Here is an 11,939-nt window from a genome sequence, read left to right as displayed (position 1 = left end):
TCCCTGCTTCATGACCAGCACCTTGTGGCTAAGTGCTTTGATAACCGATAAGTCATGACTGATAAATATATAACTGAGACCATATTTTTTCTGCAGATCTTTGAGCAGTTCAACAATCTGCACTTGCACGGTTCTGTCCAGTGCTGATGTTGGTTCGTCCAGAATAATGATGTCAGGTTTAAGGATAAGTGCGCGGGCAATCGAGATGCGTTGCCGCTGTCCGCCCGAGAATTCATGCGGATAACGGTGGCGTACCTCTGGGTCAAGGTCTACTTCAATGAGCGCTTGGCGGATCATGGCGGTACGTTCCGACACGCTGCCAATCTTGTGGACGCTTAAGCCCTCAGCAATACATTCTTCTACTGACATGCGCGGACTGAGGCTGCCGAAAGGATCCTGAAAAACCACTTGCAGCTGCCTGCGTAGTGGCTTGACGGCTTTCTGATTGAGGTTATCGATTCTGCTGCCATGGAAATTGATGACGCCTTCACTGCGGATCAGACGGAGAATCGCCAGCCCGAGTGTGGTTTTCCCAGAACCTGACTCGCCGACTACACCGAGTGTTTCACCACGTCTGAGCGTCAGGCTAACGTCATTAACCGCTTTGATATGGTCAACGGTTCTGCCGAGAAAGCCACGTTTGACCGGAAACCAGATTTTCAGTTGCTGTGTTTCTAAAATGAGGTCACTGTTTTCTTTGATGGGAAGCGGATTGCCTGTGGGCTCTGCTGAAATCAGCTGTTGCGTGTAGTGTGCCTGTGGTTGATTAAAGATTTGAGCGGTTGCACCATACTCGACTATTTCTCCCTCATACATCACACAGACATTCTTTGCATAGTGTTTAACAATATTCAGATCATGAGTGATCAGTAGAATCGCCATGCCGAGCTTTTTTTGCAGTTGTTGTAACAGCTCTAATATCTGTTTCTGTACGGTCACGTCCAACGCTGTTGTGGGTTCGTCAGCAATTAGCAACTGGGGTTCATTAGCCAGCGCCATGGCGATCATGACGCGCTGTCGCTGCCCTCCGGATAGTTGGTGCGGGTAGCTGTTTAAGCGGCTCTGCGGATCCCTTATGCCCACCAGATTGAGCAATTCGAGTATTCGCTCGCGGGCTGTATCGCCTTTGAGCATTTTGTGTAGCCAAAGGCTCTCTCCAATCTGCTTCTCGATAGTATGCAGTGGATTAAGCGAGGTCATCGGTTCCTGGAAAATAATACTGATGCGGTCGCCGCGGATTTTTCTTAAATTGGGTTCATCCGCTTGTAAAATATCTTCTCCCTGATACAGAATACGGCCGGTTGGGTGACTGGCTTTTGGGTAGGGGAGTAAGCGCAAAACAGATAAAGCCGTGACTGATTTTCCGGAGCCGGATTCGCCTACCAGCGCCAGTGTTTCACCCTTGTTTAATGTAAAGCTAACCGATTTTACCGCATCAACCGCCGTTGATCCTTCACCAAATTTCACGCTGAGGTTATCTATCCTGAGCAAGCACTCACCGATGCCAGCATTGCTGTCAGGGTTGGTCTCAAGCTTGGTCTTAGGGTTTACGTTGCGTTGCTGCGTCATAATAAAGTTTTCCGTGGATCAAAAGCATCACGTATGGCTTCACCGATAAAAATCAGCAGGGTGAGCATAATAGACAGGGTCATAAAAGCGGACAGACCCAGCCAGGGCGCGTGCAGATTATCTTTTCCTTGTGCAATCAGTTCTCCCAGTGATGCGGAGCCTGGCGGTAGTCCAAATCCAAGGAAGTCCAGTGCGGTAAGGGTCACAATGCCACCGTTGAAGATAAAAGGCATAAAGGTAAGCGTAGCAACCATGGCGTTTGGTAAAATATGCTTGAACATGATCTGCTGGTTCGATACGCCCAGGGCTCTGGCGGCTCTGACATATTCAAGATTTCTGCCACGAAGAAACTCTGCACGTACCACGTCCACCAGATTCATCCACGAAAACAGCAGCATGATACCCAGCAGCCACCAGAAATTAGGCTCAACAATGCTGGCAAGAATAATCAGCAGAAACAGTACCGGAAGGCCAGACCAGATTTCGATAAAGCGCTGAAAGTACAGATCGACCTTGCCACCGTAAAAGCCCTGTAACGCGCCGGCAATAACACCGATGACTGAGCTGGTGATGGTCAGTACCAGTGCGAACAGAATGGAGATACGAAAACCATAAATGACTCTGGCGAATACATCGCGCCCCTGATCATCGGTACCTAACAGGTTTTCACTGCTCGGTGGCGACGGCGCCGGTACGGGTAGGTCATAGTTAATGGTGCGGTGGTCATAGCGAATCAGTGGCCAGAGGATCCAGCCGTTGCCTCCTTCGCTGATCAGTTCCTGGATATAGGGATCTTTATAATCGGCCTGAGATTCAAACTCACCACCAAATTCGGTTTCGTAATACTCTTTAACGACAGGGAAATACAATTCATCCTGAAATTTTATGACCAGCGGTTGGTCGTTGGCAATCAGTTCTGCAAATAGACTCAGAACGAACAGCAGTAAGAAGATCCACAATGACCAGTAACCACGCCGGTTTATTTTGAAATTGGCAACTCGACGTTGATTGATAGGAGTCATACTTACTGCTCCCTGCTTTCAAAGTCGATACGTGGATCCACCATGACATAGGTCAGGTCGCTTATCAGCTTCATTAATAAGCCGATTAACGTGAAAATATAAAGCGTACCAAAAATGACCGGATAGTCGCGGTTGATAACGGCTTCATATCCGAGCAGGCCGAGTCCATCCAGAGAGAAGATGACCTCGATGAGCATGGAACCGGTAAAAAATATTCCGATTAAGGCGGCTGGCATTCCGGCGATAATCAAGAGCATCGCATTGCGGAAAACATGACCATACAACACACCTTTTTCAGTTAAGCCTTTGGCGCGTGCGGTCAGTACATATTGCTTGTTAATCTCATCAAGAAATGAGTTTTTGGTGAGCATAGTAAGCGTCGCAAAGCTGCTGATAACGGAGGCGAACACCGGCAGGGTGATATGCCAGAAATAATCACCAATTTTGCCTAACAGAGAGAGTTCATCAAAATTAGAAGAGGTCAGTCCGCGTAGCGGAAACCAGTCGAAGTAGCTGCCACCGGCAAACAGAACGATGAGGAGAATCGCAAACAGAAAGTTAGGAATGGCATAGCCAATAATAATAACAGTACTGCTCCATATATCGAATCGGGAGCCATCTTTGACCGCTTTTCGAATGCCCAGTGGTACAGATATCAGATAAGTGAGCAGCGTGGTCCACAGCCCTAATGAGATAGACACCGGTAGCTTTTCGATAATCAGGTCTATGACACTTTTATCGCTGTAAAAGCTTTTGCCAAAGTCAAAGGTCAGGTAGTTGCCGAGCATTTGAAAATACCGCTCATGGGCCGGCTTATCGAAGCCGTAAAGAGCTTCTATTTCAGCGACCAGACTTGGATCAAGACCGCGTCCACCACGGTAGCTGCTTGCCGTGCTGCTGCCGTTATTAGCCGCACTGGAAGTCAGGTCGCCACCACCGGCCCCGCCAGGCAGGGCATTGTTGGTCAGCCCTTCGAGCTGCGCAATAGTCTGCTCAACAGGGCCGCCCGGCGCTGCCTGAATAATAAGAAAATTTATCGTCAATATGCCGATGAGGGTGGGTATAATCAGCAGTAATCTGCGTAATATATAAGCCGCCATCAGTTTGCCGGCTCAGCCAATGAAGGTTCTATCCACCAGGTATCAAAGCCAAGGTCATACACCGGTGTTATCGCCGGAGAGCCGAAAATGTTCTTGTAGGCGATACGATAGCTGCGGCTGTGATATTGCGGAATAACGTAGTAATTCCACTGAAGAACCCGATCCAGTGCCCGCGTTCTGAATACCAGTTGTTTTCGGTCAGGCGCCTGAATAATCAGTTCAATCAACTTATCAATCACCGGATTCTCAATGCCAATCAGGTTACGGCTGCCGGGTTGTTGCGCATTTTTTGAGCCCCAGTACTCAAATTGCTCATTGCCCGGTGATGAGGACTGGCCAAACGAACCCACAACCATGTCAAAATCAAATGCGCGCAGTCGGTTGATATATTGAGAGACATCAACAATGCGGATGTTGGCCTGAACACCCATGCGCTGCAGATTTTTGATCATTGGGGCAACAATGCGTTCGAACTCTTTCTGAACCAGTAAGATTTCAAAAACCATCGCTTCTTTTGTGTCTTTATTGATGAGCTTTCCGTTGGTCAACTCCCATCCGGCAGTTTTTAATATGCGCAGCGCCTGTCTTATCTGAGGGCGTATCTGGCCGGTGCCGTCATAGGTCGGCGCCCGGTAAACCTGAGTGAAAACCTCGGGTGGGAGCTGATCTCTGAACGGTTCCAGAATGGCAATCTCCTCGGCTGTAGGCAGTTCGCTTGCTGCCATATCTGAGTTTGAAAAGTAGCTATGGGTACGTGTATAAGCACTGTAAAAAAGATTGCTGTTGGTCCATTCAAAGTCAAAAGCATAGGTGAGCGCTTTGCGGACTTGCGGGTCTTGAAAGTAGGGTTTACGTGTATTAAATAAAAATGCCTGCATACCGGTGGGTTTTTGATGCTGAATTTCTTTTTTAATCAGTTGTCCACTATCAAATTGCGGGCCTGTATAGCCGGTCGCCCACTGTTTTGAGGAGGTCTCCTGTCTGAAGTCATAGGCACCTGCTTTAAAGGCTTCTAAGGAGACAGTACTGTCCCGGTAGTAATCATAAGTGATGGAATCAAAATTAAACCGGCCTTTGTTGACGGGAAGGTCTTTGCCCCAGTAATCCGCATTGCGTTGATAGGTAACAGAACGCCCTGATTCAAACTTGCTCAGTATGTAAGGGCCTGAACCGACCGGGATTTGGGTTAACGGAGCTGAGAAGTCCTGGTTTTTCCAAAAATGCTGAGGAAGAATAGGGATCTCGCCGACAATCAACGGAAGTTCTCTGTTGCCATTGTTTTTAAAATGAAACTTTACGGTCAGCGGGTTGATCGCTTCTACTCGTTCAATATCTCCAAGATAAGCCCTGTAAAAAGGCGCACCTTTCTCAAGTAATGTATTGAAGGTGAACACGACATCCTGAGCCGTAACCGGTTGCCCGTCAGAGAAGCGTGCTTCAGGCCGGAGAAAAAACGTAATATGCTCTCGTGACGCTGGCATATCAACGCTGGCGGCTAATAAACCATATTGAGAAAAAGGCTCATCCAGCGCTTTATTCATTAAGCTGTCGTAGATCAGTCCTAAGCCATCGGCCGATGTCCCTTTGATGATAAACCCATTGAAGCTGTCGAATGTGCCCAATGCCCATTCTTTGATATCGCCCCCCTTGGGAGCCGCAGGGTTGGCGTATTCAAAGTGAGTAAAATTAGCTGGATATTTGAGGTCGCCATGCATAGACAAGCCATGTTGTGCGGCGTTACATGAAAAAGAAATAATGCTGATAAGCAGTGTATTTAAAAGTGTTTTTTTTAAAGAAAACATAGACATAAACTAAAACCCAGAGTGTTTGGCTGCGTACTGATAATGCTGTTATATCAGTGACGATCATTGAATACCACTCTTCAATTGTCTGTTTATTCTGAAGAATAGTGTTTAGCGTGCTCGGTTAAGAGTTGATGGAGTAGTTTGCGCGGTGTTTTTTCCGAGATGAGGCGCTGGTGCTCTCGGCTCAGGTATGAGTGTTTTTCATTGTCGCCGTTTGCCAGTCCTTTGATTAAATCCTGATCCATCCAGCGTTGAATGCGTTTATAAAGGGATACTTTAAAGATAATGGCGCTGGCTGTGGCAACGACGATAATAAAAATATCAAGCATGCTCATAAAGTTTCGTACCGTTAACTTAACTTTCGCTGATAAAGAGAGTGAGCTGTTGTCCTGTTTTGATAACGGCATTATTGCTGCTTAAATTATTCCACTCACGAATGTCAGCTACATTGACATTATAACGCTCGGCAATCACAGAAAGGGAGTCGCCATTTTGTACTCTATAACCAATTTTCTGAAGTGCCTCAGCTTCGTCTTCGCTGAAGTTTTTAGGTAAATTACCAATTCTTAACGTTTTGCCGGTCTTAAGCGTGTCAGCGGACTTGATATTATTCCATTGTTTAAGCGATGCCACACTGACCTGATGGGTTTTGGCTATGTCCCACAAAGTGTCACCTGACTGCACTTTGTATTGGGAAATGACATCCGTTTTACGTCTGTTGTTAGCATTTTCGAATGGGTTTTCCAGGCCTGATCCTTGCGGGATGAAAAGAGATTTGCCGGCAAACAGTTGGTTGGAAGATAGCTGGTTGGCGTTCTTGATAACGCTCACAGATGTATCAAATTTCTCTGCTATCACACTCAGTGAATCACCCGACTTGATGGTATATTCTGCCCAACTGGCGTTGGGTTGGGTCAGTTCATTTAAGGCACTACGAAACTGTTGTGCTTTGTTTTCCGGGATAAGTAAGCGGTACGGGCCTGATGGGGCTGATATTTTGCCCAGGATGCCAGGATTTAATTGTTTTATCTCTGCCAGACGAGTTCCGGAAATATCGGCGGCCTGAGCCAGATTGATCTGTCCGCTGGTTTCGACGATATCAAAATAGGGTTCATTATTGATCGCGGGAAGGTCCATTGTATAAAGGTCTGGTGATCTGACAAACGAGGCAAGAGCCAGGATCCTTGGAACATAAAGTCGCGTTTCTTTTGGTAAAGGAAGCGACCAGTAATCAGTGGGTTTTCCGGCCTCTTTGTTTTTTCTGATCGCTCTGGATACGGTGCCACCACCGGCGTTGTAGGCGGCCATTGTTAACAACCAGTCACCATCAAAGCGTTTGTTTAAATCTTCAAGATAGTCCAGAGCACCATGGGTAGAATCGATAATATCTTTTCGCCCATCATACCAACGGTTTTTTTCTAATCCGCGGTATTCTGCCGTGCTGGGTATGAATTGCCAGATGCCTGCAGCGTGTCCCGAAGAGTAGGCTTGCGGATCATAGGTGCTTTCAACGGCAGGTAATAAAGCGATTTCTGCGGGTAAGCCGCGTTTAAGGACTTCATTCAAAACATAATGATAATAACGGGCGGCATTTTCTGTTACGCGCCGCATATGGCTTGGATACTGGCTATACCACTCTATTTGTGTGGTGACAGCTTGGTGTTCAGCGTCATCTGTGAGGAGAAAGTTTGCACGCGTAAGCTCCCATAGATCCTCATGTGAGCCGGTAAATTCGGCTTGTTTTGAAATGGGCTGTTGAGGTTTTTTTACTTGGTGAGCCGCAGGGATAGTCGAAGTTACCCGACTATTAATCGTGGTTGCTGCTTTATCGGCTGGTATATTTTCGCTTTTTGGTATGGTTTGACACCCGACGAGCAGACTCGATACCAACAGGGTTGGGAGAAATAAACGACTATGCATGCGGCTGTTCCGTGAAATTCAGATGCGTAATTTTAGCAGGCTTAACAAAAGGGTCAATGCATCATATTGTGCAGATCGATCAGAAATTATTTTTCCATTCACGAATAGCCGTAAAAGTATCAAGTTCAGAGTTTATGCTTGTCTTTTTATAACCTTGTGCTGCTATTTGTACTTGCTGGTTGTTAGAGCGCATAAAGGGGTTTATTTTCAGCTCTTGGGCGATGTTAGAAGGCAATGTCGGCTGGTTAGCCGCTCTTAACATCCGGCACTTTTCTGTTACCTGTTGAATATCATGGTTGTTGGGTTCTACTGCTGCCGCAAAGGCCAGGTTGGCTAATGAGTACTCATGGGTGCAGTAAATATTTGTATTTGCGGGTAATGATGTAAAGTAATGCATATTGTCTAACATTTGGGCGGCGCTGCCTTCGAACAGGCGGCCACAACCTGCTAAAAACAGAGTGTCTCCACAGAATAGTTGAGGTGTACCTGTGGGTTGAAAATAACAGATATGATCCAGCGTGTGTCCGGGCACCTCTTTTACGATTAATGTTTCGCCTAAAATATTGATCTCCATCTGATCTGTTAGCGGGTGAGATATATCCTTAAAGGGCGAATTTGCAGGCCCGTATACTGGTATCGGGTACTTGTCAGTCAGCTGTTTTACACCGCCTGTATGATCAGGGTGATGATGTGTTAATAAAATGGCTGCCAAGGGTTGTCGGGTGGTTTTAATTGCCTGGATAACAACATCGGCATCGCCGGGATCGACTACCACCATGCCGGTGGAGTTTTCTGTTGTCAGCATCCAGATGTAATTGTCAGTAAAAGCGGGTAGCGGTGTTGCGGTAAACATGCAGAATCCTCATATATTTAATAGCCTGAGATTACCCTAAAGGGTTATGACTGTTAATATGTTGTCTTAGTAAAAATTAAGGTTTATAGCGTTCACTGATGAATTATCGAAATCAAGAGCCTGTTGAGCAACTGTCTGAACCTTTAAGGAAATGGCTTTCAGAAAATTTGGGTCAGGATTTGCTGGAAGCAGAGCAGCGAATACTGGATCGTTTTTTGCCTGGTCTGTATGGCGTACATCTGGCGCAGATTGGTATTGATCCTGTAAGAAATCTGGCAGAGTCAAGCTCCATAACACATACGTTTATTGTTTATCATAAACTCGAACTTGGAATGAAAACTAACAGTATTGTGGCTCAGGCTACAGAACTGCCGTTGGAACATAACAGCGTGGATGTTGTGTTGTTACACCACACCTTAGATTTTACCTCCAGTCCGCACCAGGTTTTACGTGAAGCTGCACGAGTGCTCAGACCGGGTGGGCATCTGTTGATTGTGAGTTTTAATCCCTTTTCCTGGTGGGGTATCTCTCGGCTGTTAACCCGTAGCAGTAAAAAAAACGTGTGGCAAAATGCACATTTTTTGAGCCATCATCGATTAATCGACTGGATTAATTTACTTGAACTCACCGAGCTACGTTCGCTCAGTGATTATTTTTTTCCGCCTTGTGAGTCGCCCGCTGTGAGACGGCGCTTTGGGTGGCTGCAGACATTTGCAAGAAAGTCGATGCCAAGGTTCGGAGCATTTAATGTGATTCTGGCACGAAAAGATATCGGCGGAATGACCGCGATTAATCCGCGGAATTTGGCAAAACGTTTTATAAGATTACCGGTGGGTGAGCCGGCTACAAGAGGACAGGCACGTGAAAGTCGTTGAGATATTTACTGATGGAGCCTGTAAAGGAAACCCGGGTCCTGGTGGCTGGGGAGCGGTTCTCAGATATGGTGATAAAGAGAAGCTGTTATGGGGTGGCGATAAAGATACCACTAACAACCGTATGGAGTTATTAGCTGCTATTGAGGCCCTTTCAGCCTTGAATAAATCCTGCAGTGTGGTGCTGACGACTGACTCACAATATGTGCGTAAAGGTATTACTGAGTGGATTGCCGGGTGGCGCAAGAACGGCTGGAAAACAGCGGCAAAGAAGCCGGTTAAAAATGCCGATTTATGGCAGCGACTCGATGATCTGTCTGCGCAATACAAGATCGATTGGCGGTGGGTTAAAGGGCATAGTGGGCATCCGGAAAACGAATTAGCAGATCAGTTAGCTAATCGTGGTGTCGATGAGATTTTAAAAAGGGTTTAAAGCAGTATGCGTCAGATTATTCTCGATACAGAAACAACCGGCCTTGAGTGGTCGGAAGGTCACAATATTATAGAAATCGGCTGTGTTGAAATGCAGCGCCGACGGTTAACCGGTAACCATTATCATCAGTACGTCAAGCCGGATCGCGAGATAGATCAGGAAGCGATGGCGGTGCACGGAATCACTCATGAGTTTCTTGAAGATAAACCACGCTTCAAGGGTATTGCGGATGAGTTTCTCGAGTTTATTCGTGGCGCTGAGCTAATTATCCATAATGCGACGTTTGATATTGGCTTTATTGATGCTGAGTTAGAGCGTAATGGTTACGCGGTTCGGGTCGCCGATATTTGTACTATTACCGACTCTTTGCGTTTGGCGAGGAGTAAGCATCCCGGACAAAAAAATAACTTAAATGCGTTATGCAAACGTTATGGTATCGATAACTCTCATCGTGAATTGCACGGGGCGTTATTGGATTCGGAAATCCTGGCAGATGTTTATCTTGCTCTTACAGGCGGCCAGACGTCGTTATTACTCAGCGATCATGCGGAGACTCAGGAGGGCGATGTAGCTATTGTTAAAAGAGTGGGCGCTGAATCATTAGGTCTGCCAGTACTGCTGGCGACAGATGCAGAAATTGAAGCGCACGAGTTGTTTCTGGATAGATTAGATAAGAGTGCCGGTGGTGAGTGCTTATGGCGAAAAGCCGTGTCTGATGTTTGAGGTAGGAATGGCTGTAGAGACATAACAAAGCGGGCATGATAGCCCGCTTTTTTATAGATTTTTTATGGTTAGTGCAGTGCTATAGTGACAGCCGTGTATCCCACAAGGCTCATGACGACAGTGTATGGAAGGGCCATGATCACCATGCGACCGTATGAAAGACGGATAAGTGGCGCCAGAGCCGATGTCAGTAAGAACAGGAAAGCAGCCTGGCCATTAGGGGTGGCAACACTAGGAATGTTGGTTCCTGTGTTGATCGCGATGGCCAGCGAATCAAAATGATCTTGGGTAATATCGCCAGCTGCTAAAGCTGCAGAGACTTCGTTGATATAAACAGTGGCAACGAAGACATTGTCACTGATGGCGGAAAGCATGCCGTTAGCGATAAAGAAGAAACCAGGCTGGTCTGCCGGATCCATCGCAAGCACCGCATGAATAATAGGTTGGAACAGGTGCTGATCATGTATGACAGAAACTACTGCAAAGAAAACGACTAAAAGAGCGGTAAACGGCAGCGCTTCCTCAAAGGCTTTACCAATCTGATGTTCTTCGGTGATGCCGTTCATGGCTGTTAATACAACGATAACGGTTAAGCCGATCAAGCCCACTGCCGCCAGATGAAATGCTAACGCCAATACAAGGAAAATAGAGACTAAAACCTGAACAGTAAGCTGTGCTTTATCACGAAGGGTGCGTTTTTTGTTTTCCTTAGCAGCAAAGTCTTCAAGAATGTGTCGTACTCTGATCGGCAGCTCAATGCCATAACCGAAGGTACGTGTTTTTTCCAGGGTAAAGCAGGTGATCAGGCCGGCAATAAGAACGGGCATTGTTATCGGGGCCATCAGCACAAAGAATTCAACAAAATCCCATCCCGCTTTTTGAGCAATCAGTAAATTTTGAGGTTCGCCAACTAATGTGCAAACGCCGCCTAATGCCGTACCTACAGCACCATGCATGAGCAGGCTTCGTAAAAATGCACGGAAATCTTCAAGGTCATTCCTGTTTGTTTCTTCAACTGAGTTGTCGTCAGCATGATCATGTTCGTGGTCATAATGTTTACCGGAGGCGACTTTGTGATAAACAGAATAGAATCCGACTCCTACACTAATGAGTACGGCCGTAACAGTAAGGGCGTCGAGGAATGCAGACAGGAATGCAGCCGATAATGAGAATAGTAATGAAAGGCTTGCTTTAGATTTTACCTTTAAAAGAATAATGGTAAAAATCCATAGCAGCATGGATTTCATAAAATAGATGCCTGCAACCATGAACATTAACAGCAGGATAACTTCCAAATTACTGCTTACTTCATGATAAACAGACTCTGGTGATGCCAGTCCTATGACGATTGCTTCAAGGGCTATCAGCCCACCGGGTTGTAGTGGATAGCATTTTAGTGCGAGCGCTAATGTAAATATGAACTCGAATATCAGCGTCCAGCCAGTAACAACCGGCCCTGCTACTAATAAAAGAATAGGGTTTAAAATCAGAAAGCCAATAATGGCCTGCTTGTACCAGACCGGAGAATTCCCTAAGAAATTTCGCATTAATGCCTGAAGAAAAGAGATGGTCATTTATCATCGTCCTAATTGTTAAACAGCTCGTTTGTGACAAACGGAGGCTCGAATGTTGGAGTAGACTA

11 protein-coding genes are annotated in these 11,939 nt (G+C 46.3%); 3 read left to right on the top strand and 8 right to left on the bottom strand.

Annotated features, from left to right (window positions below; translation table 11 throughout):
- From ABY436_RS06560 to gloB, 7 genes are all read right to left on the bottom strand, one after another.
- Positions 1-1,503: ABC transporter ATP-binding protein (locus ABY436_RS06560; RefSeq protein ID WP_372738201.1), on the bottom strand; the 1,503-nt coding region annotated here is incomplete at its 3' end.
- A 62-nt stretch (positions 1,504-1,565) separates the two neighbouring features.
- Entirely contained in the window at positions 1,566-2,591 is a 1,026-nt protein-coding gene (locus ABY436_RS06555) for an ABC transporter permease (RefSeq protein WP_372738199.1), read from the bottom strand.
- A gap of 2 nt (positions 2,592-2,593) precedes the next feature.
- A complete protein-coding gene (locus tag ABY436_RS06550) occupies positions 2,594-3,691 on the bottom strand; it encodes a microcin C ABC transporter permease YejB (RefSeq protein WP_372738198.1) in 1,098 nt (365 codons plus the stop codon).
- Positions 3,691-5,499 (bottom strand): extracellular solute-binding protein, encoded by a 1,809-nt coding sequence (locus ABY436_RS06545; protein ID WP_372738197.1) that lies wholly within the window; start codon positions 5,497-5,499, stop codon positions 3,691-3,693. Before ABY436_RS06545 ends, ABY436_RS06550 begins: the two co-directional genes overlap by 1 nt.
- Before the next feature lie 86 nt (positions 5,500-5,585).
- Positions 5,586-5,831 carry a hypothetical protein gene (locus ABY436_RS06540; protein WP_372738196.1) on the bottom strand — a complete coding sequence of 82 codons (246 nt, stop codon included), beginning with the start codon at positions 5,829-5,831 and terminating at the stop codon, positions 5,586-5,588.
- 19 nt (positions 5,832-5,850) lie between these two features.
- Positions 5,851-7,416 (bottom strand): LysM peptidoglycan-binding domain-containing protein, encoded by a 1,566-nt coding sequence (locus ABY436_RS06535; protein ID WP_372738195.1) that lies wholly within the window; start codon positions 7,414-7,416, stop codon positions 5,851-5,853.
- Positions 7,417-7,495: 79 nt separating this feature from the next.
- Positions 7,496-8,269 (bottom strand): hydroxyacylglutathione hydrolase, encoded by a 774-nt coding sequence (gene gloB / locus ABY436_RS06530; RefSeq protein WP_372738194.1) that lies wholly within the window; start codon positions 8,267-8,269, stop codon positions 7,496-7,498.
- A gap of 98 nt (positions 8,270-8,367) precedes the next feature.
- Between gloB and ABY436_RS06525 the strand changes: the two genes are divergently transcribed.
- The 3 genes from ABY436_RS06525 to dnaQ are packed head-to-tail and all read left to right on the top strand — an operon-like array spanning position 8,368 to position 10,297.
- The gene (locus tag ABY436_RS06525; RefSeq protein ID WP_372738193.1) at positions 8,368-9,144 is read left to right on the top strand and encodes a methyltransferase domain-containing protein; all 777 of its coding nucleotides are present in this window, start codon (positions 8,368-8,370) and stop codon (positions 9,142-9,144) included.
- Entirely contained in the window at positions 9,131-9,574 is a 444-nt protein-coding gene (gene rnhA / locus ABY436_RS06520) for a ribonuclease HI (protein ID WP_090728037.1), read from the top strand. Before ABY436_RS06525 ends, rnhA begins: the two co-directional genes overlap by 14 nt.
- A 6-nt stretch (positions 9,575-9,580) precedes the next feature.
- Positions 9,581-10,297: a DNA polymerase III subunit epsilon gene (dnaQ, locus tag ABY436_RS06515; protein ID WP_372738192.1), complete on the top strand. Its 717-nt coding sequence runs from the start codon at positions 9,581-9,583 to the stop codon at positions 10,295-10,297.
- 68 nt (positions 10,298-10,365) lie between these two features.
- On the opposite strand, the gene nhaB is transcribed toward dnaQ, so the two are convergent.
- On the bottom strand, positions 10,366-11,871 hold the full coding sequence (gene nhaB / locus ABY436_RS06510; RefSeq protein WP_372738191.1) for a sodium/proton antiporter NhaB: 1,506 nt from the start codon (positions 11,869-11,871) through the stop codon (positions 10,366-10,368).
- Positions 11,872-11,939 lie beyond the last annotated feature (68 nt).

Origin of the sequence: Neptunomonas sp. (assembly GCF_041601355.1) — a bacterium.
GTDB lineage: Bacteria > Pseudomonadota > Gammaproteobacteria > Pseudomonadales > Balneatricaceae > Neptunomonas.
The sequence above is the reverse complement of the archived record's forward strand: the minus strand, read 5'-3'. Positions and strand labels throughout refer to the sequence as shown.